The organism is Aeromonas taiwanensis (assembly GCF_000820165.1).
Classification (GTDB): domain Bacteria; phylum Pseudomonadota; class Gammaproteobacteria; order Enterobacterales; family Aeromonadaceae; genus Aeromonas; species Aeromonas taiwanensis.
This window is the reverse complement of record NZ_CDDD01000013.1, coordinates 1-16,580: the sequence shown is the minus strand read 5'-3', so window position 1 is coordinate 16,580 and position 16,580 is coordinate 1. Positions and strand designations below refer to the sequence as shown.

Genomic DNA, 16,580 nt, shown 5'->3' with positions numbered 1-16,580 from the left:
TGATGAAAAAAGGGGCCCTAAGGCCCCTTTTCAGCAGGTTGTCGGCAACGCTCAGTTCAGGGAACCGCGCAGGCCGTTCTCCATCAGCTGGCAGTTGTGGGCCGCCAGCCGGCTCATGAAGCTCTCGTCCACCGTCAGGCCAAACACCTGCTCGTAGAGATCCTTCATCACGAACGGCTGCCACATCATGCTGAGGAAGGAGATCTTCAGCATCTCGGGATCCAGGTTGTCCGCCAGCTGGCCGTTGGATCGCATGGTGGCGAGCAGGGCATCGAACTGGGGAAGCTGGCGTTCCAGCAGACGATTCAGCACAAAATCTCGCCCCGGACTCTTCTCGGTAGATAACGCGCTGGAGATGGCGGAGGTCAGCTCGCTGTTCGGCGCCATCACCTGATAGTAGGTGTTGAGCAGATCGGTCAGGCTGCGGTTGCTGCTCTCGTCGTGCCAGGCCTGATCCAGCGGCTCGGCCACGTCCCCCAGCACGGCCTTGTAGAGACCCTCCTTACTGCCGAAGTAGTAGTGGATCATCGCCAGATTGGAGCCGGCCAGCTCGGCGATCTCCCGGGTCGTCACCTTGCTGTAGGGGGTGTTGAGAAAACGTTCGCGCGCCGCGGCAAGCAGCTTGTCACGGATGTCGGAACGTCCGACCGGACGGCCAGGTCTGCGTTTTTCCATGGAATACCTCAGATAATTCAGCAAGGGCTGACAAGTCGATCTGATTGTGAGGGTGATCGAGTACAGCAGGAATAACCAGATAATCAGGCATGAACCGAATATGGGACAAGAGAATTTGCACTCCTTTACAATTCGATTAAATAACCCAGTGAATTGAACCTGTCCGTTCAGGTTGACACAGCATAAAAATCTCGATATTGGTAGTAGCGTTATCGACTGGAAGGATTGAGTCATCATGCGTATTGCCGCCCCGCTACTACTTATCTCCCTAATCGCGACTCCTCGCGCGGGATCCTTGTAGCCGGGCTAAGGCATAGCCGGAATTTACAGAAACCCGTGCACCCCGCACGGGTTTTTTTATGCCACGCAGGATGCACGAAGCGAACTTAGGAAGAGGGAAGTCACATGTCAGATCGGGTCATCATATTCGATACCACCTTGCGTGATGGCGAGCAGGCGTTGTCGGCCAGCTTGACGGTCAAGGAGAAGCTGCAGATCGCCCAGGCGCTGGAACGGCTCGGGGTCGACATCATGGAAGTGGGTTTCCCCGTCTCCTCCCCCGGCGATTTTCAATCGGTGCAGACCATCGCCCGCCATATCAAGAACAGCCGGGTCTGCGCCCTCGCCCGCGCCCTGCAAAAAGACATCGATGCCGCCGGTGAGGCGCTGAAAGTCGCCGAGGCGTTTCGCATTCACACCTTCATCTCCACCTCCTCCATCCACGTCGAGAGCAAGCTCAAGAAGAGCTTCGAGGACGTGCTGGAGATGGGGGTCGGCGCCATCAGGCACGCCCTGCGCTACACCGACGACGTGGAGTTCTCCTGTGAAGATGCGGGCCGCACCCCGATAGACAATTTGTGCCGCATGGTGGAGGCCGCCATCAAGGCCGGCGCCCGCACCATCAACATTCCGGACACCGTCGGCTACACGGTGCCGACCGAATTCTCCGGCATCATCCAGACCCTGTTCAACCGGGTGCCCAACATCGACAAGGCCATCATCTCGGTGCACTGCCACGACGATCTGGGCCTCTCGGTGGCGAACTCCATCGGTGCCGTGCAGATGGGGGCCCGCCAGATCGAGTGCACCATCAATGGCATCGGCGAGCGGGCGGGCAACTGCTCCCTGGAAGAGGTGGCGATGATCCTGAAGACCCGCGCCGACCTGCTCGGGGTGCACACCAACATCCGCCACAACGAGATCCACCGCACCAGCACGCTCGTCAGTCAAATTTGCAACATGCCGGTGCAGCCGAACAAGGCCATCGTCGGGGCCAACGCCTTCTCCCATAGCTCCGGCATCCACCAAGATGGCGTGCTCAAGGCGAAGAACACCTACGAAATCATCACCCCCGAGAGCATCGGCCTCACCCAGAACAACCTCAACATGACCTCCCGCTCCGGCCGCCACGTGATCAAACACCGGATGGAGTCCATGGGCTACGCCGAGAGCAGCTATGACCTCGACGATCTCTACGGCAAGTTCCTCACCCTGGCGGACAAAAAGGGGCAGGTATTCGACTACGACCTGGAGGCCCTCGCCTTCTTCAGCCAGATCCACGAAGAGCCCGAGCACTTCAAGTTGGAGTACCTGGGCGTGCAGAGCGGCAGCTCGGTGCTCGCCACCGCCTCGGTGAAACTGAAGGTAGGCCAGGATCTGGTGTGCGAGGCGGCCACCGGCAACGGCCCGGTGGACGCGGTCTACCAGTGCATCAACCGCATCACCGGCTACGAGATCCGCATCGACAAGTACGAACTCAAGGGCAAGGGCGAGGGCAAAAACGCCCTCGGCCAGGTGGACATCGTCGCCGAATATAAAGGGCGCAAGTTCCACGGCATGGGGCTGGCCACCGACATCATCGAGTCGTCGGCCCAGGCCCTGGTCCACGTGATCAACAGCATCTGGCGTGCAGACCAGGTTGCCGAGCAGATGGAACGCAACAACACCATCAAGTCGGAAACCGTCTGAGCCCGTCGGACAAGATGACAGCACAACATCAAGGCGACAGCCGCCCGGGCAGCATCCGGGCCTCGCAGATGAAATGGAATAACACTATCAAGACGGAGAGAGTATGAGCAGTTATCGGATCGCAGTATTGCCGGGTGACGGCATTGGCCCGGAAGTGATGGCAGAAGCCATCAAGGTACTGGAAAAGGTGCAGACCAAATTCGGCTTCTCCCTCGACTATGACCGCCACGACGTGGGCGGCATCGCCATCGACAACCACGGCACCCCGCTGCCCCAGAGCACCATTGCCGGCTGTGAAGCGGCCGATGCGGTGCTGTTCGGCTCGGTGGGTGGCCCCAAGTGGGAGCATCTGCCACCGAACGATCAGCCGGAGCGCGGCGCCCTGCTGCCCCTGCGTGCCCACTTCAAGCTGTTCTGCAACCTGCGTCCGGCCCGTATCTACACCGGCCTGGAGCAATTCTCGCCCCTGCGTGCCGACATCTCCGATCGCGGCTTCGACATCGCCTGCGTGCGCGAGCTGACCGGCGGCATCTACTTCGGCCAGCCCAAGGGACGCGAGGGTGTAGGCGCCACCGAGAAGGCGTTCGACACCGAGGTGTACCACCGCTTCGAGATCGAGCGCATCGCCAAGATAGCCTTCGAATCGGCCCGGGTGCGCAAGGCCAGGGTCACCTCCATCGACAAGGCCAACGTGCTCGCCTCCTCCATCCTGTGGCGCGAGGTGGTGACCCAGGTCGCCAAATCCTATCCGGACGTGGCGCTGAACCACATGTATATCGACAACGCCACCATGCAGCTCATCAAGGATCCGTCCCAGTTCGACGTGCTGCTCTGCTCCAACCTGTTCGGCGACATCCTCTCCGACGAGTGCGCCATGATCACCGGCTCCATGGGCCTGCTCCCCTCCGCCAGCCTGAACGAATCCGGTTTCGGTCTGTTCGAACCGGCCGGCGGCTCGGCCCCCGACATCGCCGGCAAGGGGATTGCGAACCCCATCGCCCAGATCCTCTCCGCCGCCCTGATGCTGCGCTACAGCCTCGGTCAGGAAGCCGCCGCCCAGGCCATCGAGCAGGCCGTGGCCCAGACCCTGGCCGAAGGCTACTTCACCGCCGATCTGCATCAGGCCAACGCCAAGCACCCGGTACAAAGCACCGCCGACATGGGCAGCCAGATCGCCGCGCGCATCTGACGCCACCAAATAACAAGGAAGAGAGCAATGTCCAAGACCCTCTATCAGAAAGTGTTCGACGCCCACGTGGTGCGGGAAGTGGAAGGCGAAACGCCCCTCATCTACATCGACCGTCACCTGGTGCATGAAGTGACCAGCCCCCAGGCGTTCGACGGCCTGCGCGCCATGAACCGCCAGCTGCGTCGCCCGGATCTGACCTGGGCCACCATGGATCACAACGTCTCCACCACCACCAAGGACATCGCCGCCTCCGGCGAGATGGCCCGCATCCAGATGGAGACGCTGGCCGCCAACTGCAAGGAGTTCGGTGTTCGTCTCTACGATCTCAACCACAAATACCAGGGTATCGTCCACGTGATGGGACCGGAGCTTGGCATCACCCTGCCCGGCACCACCATCGTCTGCGGTGACTCCCACACAGCCACCCACGGCGCCTTCGGCTCGCTCGCGTTCGGCATCGGCACCTCGGAAGTGGAACACGTGATGGCGACCCAGACCCTGAAACAGGGCCGCGCCAAGACCATGCGTATTTCGGTCAACGGTAAACTGGCCGAAGGTATCAGCGCCAAGGACGTGGTACTCGCCATCATCGGCAAGGTCGGCCATGCCGGCGGCACCGGCTATGTGGTGGAGTTCGCCGGTGAGGCCATCGAGGGGCTCACCATGGAAGGGCGCATGACGGTGTGCAACATGGCCATCGAGCTCGGCGCCAAGGCGGGCATGATTGCCCCCGACCAGACCACCATCGACTACATCCGTGGCAAGGAGTTCGCCCCCAAGGGCGAGGTCCTGGAGCAGGCCATCGCCTACTGGCAGAGCCTCAAGAGCGATGCCGATGCCAGATTTGATGCCGAAGTGGTGCTCGACGCCGCCGACATCGCCCCCCAGGTGACCTGGGGCACGAACCCGGGTCAGGTCATTGCCGTCAATGAGCCCATCCCGGCACCGGAATCCTTCGCCGATCCGGTGGAGCAACAGTCCGCCCGCAAGGCCCTCGCCTACATGGATCTGCAACCCGGCCAGAAGCTCTCCGACGTCGCCATCGACAAGGTGTTCATCGGCTCCTGCACCAACAGCCGCATCGAGGATCTGCGCGCCGCCGCCGCCATCGCCCGTGGCCGCAAGGTCGCCGCCGGCGTGCAGGCTCTGGTGGTGCCGGGCTCCGAACAGGTGAAGGCCCAGGCCGAGGCCGAGGGGCTGGACAAGATCTTCATCGAAGCGGGCTTTGAGTGGCGCCTGCCAGGCTGCTCCATGTGCCTGGCCATGAACAACGACCGGCTGCAACCGGGGGAGCGCTGCGCCTCCACCAGCAACCGCAACTTCGAAGGGCGCCAGGGCCGTGCCGGCCGCACCCATCTGGTGAGCCCGGCCATGGCCGCCGCCGCCGCCGTCACCGGCCGCTTCGCCGACATTCGCGCACTGTAAGAGGGAAGAGAGATGACAGGATTCAAACAACATAAAGGGATCGTCGTTCCCCTCGACAGCGCCAACGTCGACACCGACGCCATCATTCCGAAGCAGTTCTTGCAGAAGGTGAACCGCACCGGCTTTGGCAAGCACCTGTTCCACGACTGGCGTTTCCTGGACGATGCAGGCCAGCAGCCCAACCCCGAGTTCGTGCTGAACCAGCCGCAGTTCGCCGGTGCCAGCATCCTCCTGGCCCGCGAAAACTTCGGCTGCGGCTCGAGCCGCGAGCACGCCCCCTGGGCGCTGGCGGATTATGGCTTCAAGACCATGATCGCCCCGAGCTTCGCCGACATCTTCTACGGCAACGCCATCAACAACGGTATGGTACCGGTGCGCCTGAAGGAGGAGGAGGTCGATGCCCTGTTCCAGCAGGTTGCCGCCCAGCCGGGCATCGAGATCGAAGTGGATCTGGAGGCCAACCAGGTGCGGGCCGGTGAACTTTGCTTCGGTTTCGAGATCGATGAGTTCCGTCGCTACTGCCTGCTCAACGGGCTGGATGCCATCGGCCTGACCCTGCAGCACGAGCCCGCCATCAGCGCCTTCGAGGCAAAGCAGCCGAGCTGGATCTGACAAGCACAAGAGCCGCCCAGGCGCCTTCGAGACCAGGCTGCCGAGCCGTATATGGCAAGGCCCAGACGCGATAAAGCGAGTAGAATCCACAGGGAGCCCAGGCTCCCTGTTTTATTTCCCGCCCGCTACGGGCTCACCCACAGGAAAGGATGATGACAAGTACCCGCCCCCTCTTGCTGCTGATCCTGCTGCTCGCCCTCCCGGCCAGCGCCGGGCAGACCTATTTCCACAGCAGCGGCGGCCAGCTCAACGTCGGCTGGCAAGACAGGGAGGGCGAGGTGCAGCAGCTCACCTACCGGCTGGAGGCAGGCAAACTGCCGCCGCTCATCGCCTACCGGTCGTCCCGCATGCAGGAAGAGGTGCTGCAGCGCCTGCTGCAACGGGGGGGGGCCGAGTTCCCCGGCGTACAGTTCTCCCTCTCCCGCCCCGGGATGGAGCTCCAGCTCAAGAGCCGCCAGCCAGAGCAGGTCAACCAGGCCATGAGCTGGCTCACCCGGGAGCGCGGCAAGCTGGAATCCGAGTGGCTCACGCAGCACTACTTCCAGCCCTTCACCGCTCCCGACGGCGCCTCCGCCATCAAGCAGGATCATGTCCGCATCGCCCTGGAGAGCCGGACCGAACTGGCACCGCTCGCCGATCAGCTCAAGCGACAGGGCACCACAGAAACCGAGGCGCGCCAGAAGACGGTGGAGTACATCCTCGACTTCGTCCAGGCCATCCCCTATCGGCTGCTAGACAGCCAGTCGGGACGCTCGGGCAAGGGCTTTCTGAGCCCCCGCCAGGTGCTGGAACAGAACGGGGGGGATTGCGACAGCAAGGTGACCCTGATGGCCGCCCTGCTGGCCCAGCTCTTCCCCGAACTCAGGCAGACCATGGTATTCGTGCCTGGCCATGCCTTGCTGGGGGTGGCCCTGCCGGCCACACCGGGGGCGGCGACCCTGAGCCGGGATGGGGAAACCTATCTCCTGATGGAACCGACCGGCCCTGCCCAGCTCCCCCTGGGGCAGCTCGCGCCCGCCAGCCGGGTGCTGGTCGACAGCGGCCAGCTCAGCGTGCAGCCGGTACTGGCCAACCAGTGAAGAACCGGGCAGGCGAACAGAGCGGCCAGCTTAGGCCGACCGATAAGATAAGAGGGTGAGAAGGGGTGAGGGTACCCGTCAGGCCAGAGACTGGAACTCCAGCGCAAGCAAAAGCCCGTGCTCTTCCTCCAGCACCCGCACGATGCGAGCCTGGGCCTCGAAGGGAGGCAGGAGGTTGCTGCTGGTGGCCAGGCTCACCCGGACGGGTTGATCCGGATCGAAACCATGTTCGTTCACCTCGACGCCCATGCCGTTGGCGCTGAGATCCCGACAGATCCCCTCCAGCACCAGATCATGCTGGAACAGGGTGACGGGGGCATTGATGACCATGCGCTGGAAGGCTCGTCTTTCCTTGGTGCTGGTGATCACTTGGGGCATCCTCCTCGGTGGTGGCTCGCACGATGCGGCCCGTGAAACATAGTGCTGGCCTCCCCCTGGGAACGCCAATACAATGCGATGCGTTGCTCAAACGGGGTGCGGTTTACCGCTGAGATTATACCCGTGAACCTGATCCAGATAATGCTGGCGGAGGAATTTGAGGCATGACGCGCGTTTTTGCGCCCTCATCCGCTGGCCCTCACCACACGAGACGTGCCATTGATGAGCAGCCCGCTGCCCATGGCACCTCAGGACCCACAGGAGTGCCATTGATGAAGACCCTGCTGCTGCTCGCCACCGGCCTGCTCTCGGCCCAGGCATTTGCCGCCGATACCCTCACCGTCTACACCTACGGCTCCTTCGCCGCGGAATGGGGCCCGGGCCCCAAGATCAAGCAGGCCTTCGAGAAGGAGTGCGGCTGCACCCTGGATCTGGTGGCGCTGGAAGACGGCGTGGCCATCCTCAACCGGCTGCGGCTGGAAGGCCAGCACAGCAAGGCTGACCTGGTGCTGGGGCTGGATGACGCCCTGGTCAGCGAGGCCAAGCAGAGCGGGCTGTTCGCCCCCCATCAGACCGGGCTCGACGCCCTCAAGGTGCCGGGTGGCTGGCAGGATGACACCTTCGTGCCCTATGACTACGGCTACTTCGCCTTCGTCTACGACAGCGGCAAGCTCAAGCAGCCCCCCAAGAGCCTGAAAGAGCTGGTCGAACGCACCGATCTCAAGGTGATCTATCAGGATCCCCGCACCTCCACCCCGGGACAGGGGCTGATGCTGTGGATGAAATCCGTCTACGGTGACCAGGCCCCCACCGCCTGGGCACAGCTTGCCAAGAAGACGGTCACCGTCACCAAGGGCTGGTCAGAAGCCTACGGCATGTTCCTCGACGGCGAGGCGGACATGGTGCTCTCCTATACCACCTCCCCGGCCTATCACCTGATCGCCGAGAACAAGCCCCAGTATCGGGCGGCCGCATTCGAGGAGGGTCACTACCGCCAGGTGGAGGTGGCCGCCAAGCTCAAGAGCGCCAAGCAGGGCAAGCTGGCTGACCAGTTCCTGCAATTCATGCTGAGCCCCGCCTTCCAGCAGGAGATCCCCGCCGGCAACTGGATGTATCCGGTGACGGACACCCCGCTGCCCAAGGGCTTCGAGCAGATGATCACCGTCACCAAGCCGCTCAGCTTCACCTCTGACGAGGTGGCCGCCAACCGCAAGGGCTGGATCCGGGAGTGGCTGCAAGCCGTCACCCAGTGAGCCATCACTTCGTGAAACCACAGTCTCGACCCCTCTGGTGGCTGCCGGGCAGCGCAGCCACCCTGATCATCCTGCTGTTGTCCCTGGGGCCGCTGGCGGCCCTGCTGTGGCAGGCCGGTACCCTGTCCCCCCGCACCCTGATGGCCGATCCCTATCTGCGCCACGTGCTGGGCTTCAGCCTCTGGCAGGCCCTGCTCTCCACCCTGCTGAGCTTAGGGTTAGCCATTCCGGTGGCCAGGGCCCTGGCTCGGCGCCGTTTCACCGGCCGCCGCCTGCTGCTCAAGCTGTTCGGCCTCTCCCTGGTGCTGCCCGTCATCATCGCCATCTTCGGCATGGTGGCAGTGCACGGCCGTCAGGGCTGGCTGCCACAACTGCTGCGCGGTCTGGGCGTGGATCCCGGCAACTACCTCTACGGCCTGTTCGGCATCCTGCTGGCCCACGTCTTCTTCAACATGCCGCTCGCCGCACGCCTCATCCTGCAGAGCATAGAGAGCATTCCCGAGTCCTCCTGGCGCCTCGCCAGCCAGCTCGGCATGCGATCCTCCCACATCTTCCGGCTGCTGGAGTGGCCCATCATCCGGGGCATGCTGCCGGGGCTCGCCAGCCTCATCTTCATGCTTTGCTTCACCAGCTTCACCACAGTGCTGGCGCTCGGCGGTGGCCCCAAGTCCACCACTCTGGAGGTAGCGGTCTATCAGGCGCTGCGCTTTGACTTCGATCTCGCCACCGCCGGCGGGCTCGCCCTGGTCCAGCTGCTGCTGACCCTGGCCCTGCTCCTGTTGCAGCACAAGTTGCAGACCACGCCGGCAAGCCGGATCGAGAGCCGTCGCCCCTGCCTGCGCCCTGATCGTCACCAGAGGGGCACGGCCCTGGTGGATGGGCTGGCCCTGGCCCTGGGGCTCGCCATCTTCCTGCCGCCGCTGCTGGCCATCGTCGTCGCAGGGTTCAACCCCGGCCTGCTGCCGGCACTGACGTCGAACCGGCTGTGGCTGGCGGGAGGCCAGTCGCTGGCCATTGCGCTGGCGGCTGGCTCCCTGGCCACCCTGCTCGGCGCCGCCCTGCTGCTCACCAGCCGCCACCTCAGGGTGCGGGATCGCAAGCGGCGCGCCGCCGCCCTGTGGGAAGCCAGCGGCTCCATGATCCTGATGATACCGGCGGTGGTGCTCTCCACCGGGCTTTTCATCATGTTCATGCCCTTCACCGATGTCTTCTCCCTGGGCCCCTGGCTGGTGGTACTGGTCAACGCCCTGATGGCACTGCCCTATGTGCTGCGCACCCTCAACGCCCCCATGCAGCTGGTGGTGCGTCAGTATGATCGGCTGGCGGACAGTCTGGGGGTACGCGGCCTGCATCGCCTGCGGCTGGTAGAGTGGCCCCTGCTGCGCCGCCCGCTGGCCCTGGCGATGGCCCTCTCCATGATCCTGTCGCTGGGTGATCTCGGCGCCATCGCCATGTTCGGCAGCCAGACCCTCACCACCCTGCCCTGGCTGCTCTATCAGCAGCTCGGCAGCTACCGCCTGACCGAGGCGGCCGCCACTGCCCTGCTGCTGCTCACGCTCTGTTTCTCCCTGTTCTGGCTGGTCGAGCGGGGGCTTGGAGGGAAGCATGCCGAACCTTGAAATCCGCGGCACCTTGCTAGGGTCCCGACACAGCCCTGCTGGCCGCTCACACAGCTCCCCGGAGAACAAAAGATGTTGAACATCGACAGACTGGTCACCAGCTACCCCGACTGGCGTGTCGACTTCACCGCCACCCTGGCCAGGGGGGAGATCACCGCCCTGATCGGTCCGAGCGGCGCCGGCAAGTCGACCCTGCTCGGCATGATCGCCGGCTTCGTGCCGGTGGAGTCCGGCACCCTCACCTTCGACGGTCAGGATCTGATGCCGCTGGGCCCGGCCGAGCGGCCGGTCACCACCCTGTTCCAGGATCACAACCTCTTCCTGCACTTGTCGGTGTTCGACAACATCGCCATCGGCCTGCACCCCGGGCTGCGCCTCAACGCCGCCCAGCGGAATCAGGTCAACGAGGCGGCCGAGCGGGTGGGCCTCGGTGCCATGCTGATGCGCCTGCCGGATCAGCTCTCCGGTGGCCAGCAACAGCGGGTGGGCCTGGCCCGCGCCCTGGTGCGGGGCAAGCCGCTGTTGTTGCTGGACGAGCCCTTCTCGGCCCTGGATCCGGCCCTGCGCAGGGAAATGCTGGCAGAAGTCGCCCGCCTCGCCTGTGAACAGGGCATTACAGTGCTGATGGTGTCCCATAACCCGGAAGACGCCCAGCTTATCGCCGACCAGGTACTCTTCATCGACGAGGGATGCATCGCCTTGCAGGGCAAGCCCGAGATCCTGCAAAGCAGCGATCATCCCGGGTTGCTGCGCTACCTTGGCCGCGCTCTGGCGCCACAGTGAATGGCTAACAAGCTGATGGTATCCCCCTATCATGCCGGAGGATGCCCAGCTCATCGCAGCCCAGGTACTCTTTATCGACGAGGGATGCATCGCCTTGCAGGGCAAGCCAGAGCCCCTGCAAAGCAGCGCTCACCCCGGGTTGCTGCGCTACCTCGGTCGTCCCCAGGGGGCCTAGGTAGACGGGATAAAAAAAGGGAAGCCAGCTGGCTTCCCTTTTTCATGCATGGTTTGTCGGCCGGGATCAGAGGTTTTCCTCGGCGAAGGAGGCGAGTCGACTGCGCACAACTCCATTCAGGAAGATGTTGGCACTGCCGTCGAAATCCTTGAAGCGCTCGACGATGTAGGTCAACCCCGAGGTCACCGGGCTCAGGTAGTTGGAGTCGATCTGGGCCAGGTTGCCGGAGCAGACGATCTTGGTCCCCTCGCCGCAACGGGTGATGATGGTCTTGATCTGGGATGCCGTCAGGTTCTGGCACTCGTCCAGCAGCACGAAGGTGTTCTGGATGCTGCGCCCGCGCATGAAGTTGACCGATTTGAACTGGATGTTGGCCTTCTCCATGATGTAGCTCAGCGACCCGCTCATGTTCTCGTCCTGCTTGTGCAGCACCTCCAGGGTGTCGGTCACCGCCGCCAGCCAGGGCATCATCTTCTCTTCTTCCGTGCCGGGCAGGAAACCGATGCTCTCGGCGATTTCCGGGGTGTTGCGGGTGACGATCACCTTCTCGTAGATCCCCTTCTCGATCACCAGCTCCAGGGCCGCCGCCATGGCGAGCAGGGTCTTGCCGCAACCGGCAGGTCCGGTCAGGATCACCAGGTCGATATGGGGATCGAGCAGGGCGTCGAGGGCCATGCCCTGATAGATGTTCTTGGGATGCACGCCCCAGGCCTTGCGCGACATCAGCCGCTCGCGGCCCAGATCCTTGAGGCGGATCTTCTGGCCGTCGTGGGCGAGTACCCTAGCGGCAAAGAAGTTCTCCTCGTCCAGCAGGTACTGATTGACGTGCACCCCCTCCAGCAGGGCCGAGTCGATGACGTGCACCGTATCTCGGCCATGGGTCTCGCTGTCACACTCACCGACCCGTTCCCAGAAGCTGCCGGGCACCACCTGGAAGCCTTTGGCCAGCAGACGGATGTCGTCGATCAGCTGGTCGCTGCGGTAGTCCTCGACATGGGCAAGGCCAGCACCCTTGGCCTTGAGGCGCATGTTGATGTCCTTGGTCACCAGCACCACCTGGCGTTTCATCTCATGCTTTTGCAGATAGAGAGCGGCATTGATGATGCGGTTGTCTGCCTCCTTGTCGGTGAACACCTCGGCATCCTGAGGCAGATGGTGATCGCTGAAGATGGAGATGCGACCGCTCGCCTCGCCGGCGAGCGCCACACCTTGCACTATCTGTTCCGGGGTCGCGTCGCGGAATACGTCTTCCAGTGCGCGAATGGCGATGCGGGCATCACGGCTGACGTCTTTCTGGCGATCCTTGATGTTGTCGAGCTCTTCGAGCACCGTCATGGGGATGAGCACGTCGTGCTCTTTGAAGGAGTAGATGGCGAGGGGTTCGTGAAGCAGAACGTTGGTATCCAGGATAAACAGCTTTCGGTCCGTGTTGTCCATAAGCATCCTCCTTGGCACTGAAGGTGCCACGTGTGTGAATCTCAGATGTCATTGAAACCACACGACCGTGACAGTTTTATTACCCCCAACGCTACGCCCGAATTTACCGGCGTGCAACATTTCCCTTGCCCGCCCCAACTGACTGTATATAAAGCAATCAATAAAAAAGACCGGCCCTCTGGCCGGTCTTTTAAGCGTGATTATCCCCCAAGCGGCCCCGTTAGCCGCACTTGGAATCACCGCAATTGAGGCAGGTCATGCAGCCATCTTTCTGCACCAGCGCCTTGGTGTGGCACTTGTAGCAGAGCGCCGCATTGGGGGGGAAACCGCTGCCCGCCTGCGGTTCTTCTGCCTGTTGCTGTGCCTGCAGTTCCGCCTGCTTCTCGGCCAGAAACGCCTGCTGGTGCTCGTCCAGCCCGGGCACCTTAAGCATGCCGATCTCGGTGAGATGGGTCTCTATCACGTTGCCAATTTCGGCGATGAGCGAGGGCACATACTTGCCCTTGTTCCAGTAGCCGCCCTTGGGATCGAACACGGAGCGCAGCTCCTCCACCAGGAAGGTGACATCCCCCCCCTTGCGGAATACCGCCGAGATGATGCGGGTCAGGGCCACTATCCACTGATAGTGTTCCAGGCTCTTGGAATTGATGAAGATCTCGAACGGACGGCGCGTCTCGTGGACCGTGCCCTCGTTGAGAATGATGTCGTTGATGGTGATGAACAGCGAATGCTCGGAGACGTGCTCCGGCGTCTTCAGCTTGTAGGTGGTGCCCATCAGCCGTTCCGGGCGCAGCACCGTCTCGTGCATGTGCACCACGTCATCCTGGGGATCCGGTGCCTCTTGCGGTTCATCCCGGGTTTTCACCTTGTAGGCGACGATTTTTCTGTCGATCTTCTTGACCATGTGTCGTTCTCAGAATTTGCCGTAATAGCCTTCTTTCAAGGCGTCGTAGAGGTTAGCGGCAGTGTGCAGCTCGCCATCGTATTCGATCTCTTCGTTCCCTTTCACCGTGATGACGGAGCCATCCTCCAGAGTGAACTCGTACTGAGTGTTCTCCAGATCCTTCTCTTTCACCAGCACGCCCTGGAAGGCCTCCGGATTGAAGCGGAAGGTGGTGCACCCCTTGAGCCCGGAATCCGAGGCGTAGAGGTAGATATCCTTGAACTGCTCGAACGGGAAATCGGTCGGCACGTTGGCGGTCTTGGAGATGGAGGAGTCAATCCAGCGCTGGGCCGCCGCCTGGATGTCCACGTGCCCGGTCGGGCTGATGTCGTCTGCGGTGATGAAATAATCCGGCAGGCGACTGGCCTCATCTGCCCCATAGGGCATGGCAGCCGGGTTCACCAGCTCGCGGTAGGCGAGCAACTCGAAGGAGTAGACATCCACGCTCTCCTTGCTCTTCTTGCCCGGCTTGATGACGTTGCGGCTGTAGTGGTGGGCAAAGCTTGGCTCGATGCCGTTGCTGGCGTTGTTGGCGAGCGACAGGGAGATAGTACCGGTCGGCGCAATGCTGCTGTGGTGGGTGAAACGGCCACCCACCTCGGCCAGCTCGGCCACCAGGGCGGGATCCACCTCGGCCACCTGTTGCATGTAGCGGCTGTAGCGGGCGTGCAGCACCTTGCCCTTCACCTTGTCGCCGATCTTGATGCCATCTGCCGCCATCTCGGGGCGCAGGCGCAGCATCTTGCCGGTGACCTCGAACTCCTGCTCCATGACGGGAGCCGGCCCCTTCTCCTTCGCCAACCGCAGGGACTCCTGCCAGCCGGTCATCGCCAGCTCCTGGGAGACCTGCTCGGTAAAGGCGACGGACGCCGCACAGCCGTACTTGATGCGCAGCATGGTCAGGGTCGAGCCCAGGCCGAGGAAGCCCATGCCGTGGCGGCGCTTGGCGGTAATCTCCTCGCGCTGTCTGGCCAAGGGCAGCTGGTTGATCTCCACCACGTTGTCGAGCATGCGGGTGAAGATGGCCACTACCTTGCGAAACGCGGACCAGTCGAATGCAGCCTGCTCGGTGAAGGGGTCGCGCACGAAGGCGGTTAGGTTGACCGAGCCCAGCAGACAGGCGCCATAGGGCGGCAGGGGCTGCTCGCCGCAGGGGTTGGTGGCGCGGATCTCCTCGCAGAACCAGTTGTTGTTCATCTCGTTGACCTTGTCGATCAGGATGAAACCGGGCTCCGCATAGTCGTAAGTGGAGGTCATGATGACGTTCCAGAGCTTGCGGGCGGGTAAGGTCTTGTAGACCTTGCAGGCTACCTGCCCCAGCTCGTTTATCACCACCCCTTCCTTGTTGGGCCAGTCCGCCCAGATCACCTGCAGCGGGTCGTCCAGCGCGATGCCATCCTGTTCCACCTCCTTGGCGGTGTAGGGGAAGATCAGTTGCCAGGGGGCATCCACCTTCACCGCCTTCACAAACTCTTCGGTGATGAGCAGGGAGAGGTTGAACTGGCGAAGGCGGCCATCTTCCCGCTTGGCCTGGATGAACTCGATCACGTCGGGGTGGCGGATGTCCATGGTGCCCATCTGGGCGCCACGACGGCCGCCAGCTGAAGACACGGTGAAACACATCTTGTCGTAGATGTCCATGAAGGAGAGCGGGCCCGAAGTATAGGCGCCGGCACCGGAGACGAAGGCCCCGCGCGGGCGCAGGGTCGAGAAGTCATAGCCGATGCCGCAGCCGGCCTTCAGGGTCAACCCAGCCTCATGCACCTTGTCGAGGATATCGTCCATCGAATCTTCGATGGTGCCGGAGACGGTGCAGTTGATGGTGGACGTAGCGGGTTTGTGCTCGAACGCCCCGGCGTTGGAGGTGATACGGCCCGCCGGAATGGCACCATTGCGCAGGGCCCACAGGAAGGGCGCATACCAGGCCTCGGGTTCGCGTTCCTGCGCAGCCAGCGCGCGGGCCACCCGCTGGTAGGTCTCGTCGATGGAACCATCGATCGGGGCGCCATCCTTGCTCTTGAGACGATATTTACTGTCCCAGATCTCGAGGGACGTCTCCTGCAGGGGGATCTGGCGGGCGACGGTGTCGCTCTCCAGCACCGGGGTGGATTTAGCCATGTTCAATCAACCTCATGTGAATGCATCTACACCCTGACAACACTAAAAGCACAACTAATAGTGAAATTTAAGGTGGACAACACTATATATAGTAAACCAGTCATAACGAGGGCGCAGATTCTATCCTAAAAAAATGCCCCGGCCAGCAGATTTCTGGGCCAGGGCATTTAAGCGGTTCAATTCCCGAGAGATTTAATGCGAAGCGGGATCTCAGGGTTTCTTGACGTAAACGCTCGGTGTCTCACCCGCCATATTCAGATAGAACTCATAGACGCCATCCGCATCCGGCGAGAACTTCATGTCCTCATACTTGGAGCAAGGGTTGACCGGTACGGGCTCCCCGCCCAGTACGGCCACGCCATCGCTCGGGCTCTTGTAGCCGAAGTTGGTACCGCAGCTCCAGCCGGAGTCAGCGAACTTGAATTTGTAGGGAGCCCACTCCTTCTTGAGCGTGCCCTTGGCCATGTAAAGCTTGTCGGCGACCTTGACCACCTTGCTCTCATCGGTCGCCATCCAGTCGTTCATCTCCCCTCGCAGGTAGATGGACTTGCCGCCGAAGTCGCTGTTGTCTGCCGCCTGCTCTGCACCGCTATTGGATGCGCAACCGCCTAATACCAGGGTTCCCGCCGCCAGCATCATCGTTACTGTTCTTTTGAACATGTATCCATTCCTCAGATTATTGTGATTCCTTGGCCCATCGAACGTGGGCTGACGAATTAAAGCAGAGCGGGCATAACAAGAAAGGTAGAGGCATCACATTCTGTGTTTTTTATATCCAACACACGCTATCAATGGATAAATATCGAACAGAGAATCAAAGGGATTGGTGAAGCTAGGGTGGTTAATGACAAAACGGCGGGAATATCTGAAGGTGGAAATTCGCCGTCCTGGTCAATTTCAGGCAATAAAAAAGCCCGCTCGGATGA

At 62.1% G+C, this 16,580-nt stretch carries 14 protein-coding genes, 1 pseudogene and 1 riboswitch; of the genes and pseudogenes, 9 read left to right on the top strand and 6 right to left on the bottom strand.

Annotated elements, in window-relative coordinates; all coding sequences use genetic code 11:
• Positions 1 to 51 precede the first annotated feature (51 nt).
• Positions 52 to 675, bottom strand: a complete 624-nt coding sequence (locus BN1136_RS02255; protein ID WP_043758157.1) for a TetR/AcrR family transcriptional regulator — start codon at positions 673 to 675, stop codon at positions 52 to 54.
• 405 nt (positions 676 to 1,080) lie between these two features.
• Here BN1136_RS02255 and leuA point away from each other — a divergent pair, with 405 nt between their 5' ends.
• The 5 genes from leuA to BN1136_RS02230 all read left to right on the top strand — a co-directional run bounded on the left by leuA (position 1,081) and on the right by BN1136_RS02230 (position 6,948).
• The gene (gene leuA / locus BN1136_RS02250) at positions 1,081 to 2,643 is read left to right on the top strand and encodes a 2-isopropylmalate synthase (RefSeq protein ID WP_043758155.1); all 1,563 of its coding nucleotides are present in this window, start codon (positions 1,081 to 1,083) and stop codon (positions 2,641 to 2,643) included.
• A gap of 103 nt (positions 2,644 to 2,746) precedes the next feature.
• The gene (gene leuB, locus BN1136_RS02245) at positions 2,747 to 3,832 is read left to right on the top strand and encodes a 3-isopropylmalate dehydrogenase (RefSeq protein WP_043758153.1); all 1,086 of its coding nucleotides are present in this window, start codon (positions 2,747 to 2,749) and stop codon (positions 3,830 to 3,832) included.
• 27 nt (positions 3,833 to 3,859) lie between these two features.
• A complete protein-coding gene (gene leuC / locus BN1136_RS02240) occupies positions 3,860 to 5,257 on the top strand; it encodes a 3-isopropylmalate dehydratase large subunit (protein WP_043758151.1) in 1,398 nt (465 codons plus the stop codon).
• 12 nt (positions 5,258 to 5,269) lie between these two features.
• On the top strand, positions 5,270 to 5,869 hold the full coding sequence (leuD, locus tag BN1136_RS02235) for a 3-isopropylmalate dehydratase small subunit (protein WP_043758150.1): 600 nt from the start codon (positions 5,270 to 5,272) through the stop codon (positions 5,867 to 5,869).
• Between the two features lie 149 nt (positions 5,870 to 6,018).
• Entirely contained in the window at positions 6,019 to 6,948 is a 930-nt protein-coding gene (locus BN1136_RS02230; RefSeq protein WP_043808006.1) for a transglutaminase-like domain-containing protein, read from the top strand.
• A gap of 78 nt (positions 6,949 to 7,026) precedes the next feature.
• On the opposite strand, the gene BN1136_RS02225 is transcribed toward BN1136_RS02230, so the two are convergent.
• A complete protein-coding gene (locus BN1136_RS02225; RefSeq protein WP_043758147.1) occupies positions 7,027 to 7,317 on the bottom strand; it encodes a PilZ domain-containing protein in 291 nt (96 codons plus the stop codon).
• Between the two features lie 91 nt (positions 7,318 to 7,408).
• A riboswitch (TPP riboswitch) is annotated at positions 7,409 to 7,499 on the top strand.
• A 99-nt stretch (positions 7,500 to 7,598) separates the two neighbouring features.
• On the opposite strand from BN1136_RS02225, the gene thiB reads away from it, so the two are divergent.
• From thiB to BN1136_RS20120, 4 genes and pseudogenes are all read left to right on the top strand, one after another.
• Positions 7,599 to 8,579 carry a thiamine ABC transporter substrate binding subunit gene (gene thiB, locus BN1136_RS02220; protein ID WP_043758144.1) on the top strand — a complete coding sequence of 327 codons (981 nt, stop codon included), beginning with the start codon at positions 7,599 to 7,601 and terminating at the stop codon, positions 8,577 to 8,579.
• Positions 8,576 to 10,198, top strand: coding sequence for a thiamine/thiamine pyrophosphate ABC transporter permease (gene thiP / locus BN1136_RS02215; protein ID WP_043758142.1), 1,623 nt, complete (start codon positions 8,576 to 8,578; stop codon positions 10,196 to 10,198). Before thiB ends, thiP begins: the two co-directional genes overlap by 4 nt.
• 72 nt (positions 10,199 to 10,270) lie before the next feature.
• Entirely contained in the window at positions 10,271 to 10,981 is a 711-nt protein-coding gene (thiQ, locus tag BN1136_RS02210) for a thiamine ABC transporter ATP-binding protein (protein WP_043758140.1), read from the top strand.
• A 34-nt stretch (positions 10,982 to 11,015) separates the two neighbouring features.
• A pseudogene (locus BN1136_RS20120) lies at positions 11,016 to 11,156 on the top strand (thiamine ABC transporter ATP-binding protein); the annotation flags it as partial.
• Between the two features lie 66 nt (positions 11,157 to 11,222).
• Here the strand turns inward: BN1136_RS20120 and BN1136_RS02205 are convergent.
• The 4 genes from BN1136_RS02205 to BN1136_RS02190 form a co-directional block, all read right to left on the bottom strand.
• Positions 11,223 to 12,593: a PhoH family protein gene (locus tag BN1136_RS02205; RefSeq protein ID WP_043758138.1), complete on the bottom strand. Its 1,371-nt coding sequence runs from the start codon at positions 12,591 to 12,593 to the stop codon at positions 11,223 to 11,225.
• Positions 12,594 to 12,813: 220 nt separating this feature from the next.
• Positions 12,814 to 13,497 (bottom strand): TSCPD domain-containing protein, encoded by a 684-nt coding sequence (locus tag BN1136_RS02200; RefSeq protein WP_043808005.1) that lies wholly within the window; start codon positions 13,495 to 13,497, stop codon positions 12,814 to 12,816.
• A 9-nt stretch (positions 13,498 to 13,506) separates the two neighbouring features.
• On the bottom strand, positions 13,507 to 15,654 hold the full coding sequence (locus BN1136_RS02195) for an adenosylcobalamin-dependent ribonucleoside-diphosphate reductase (RefSeq protein WP_043758128.1): 2,148 nt from the start codon (positions 15,652 to 15,654) through the stop codon (positions 13,507 to 13,509).
• Positions 15,655 to 15,864: 210 nt separating this feature from the next.
• Complete coding sequence (locus tag BN1136_RS02190) at positions 15,865 to 16,314, bottom strand: early set domain-containing protein (RefSeq protein WP_043758124.1); 450 nt, start codon at positions 16,312 to 16,314, stop codon at positions 15,865 to 15,867.
• Positions 16,315 to 16,580 lie beyond the last annotated feature (266 nt).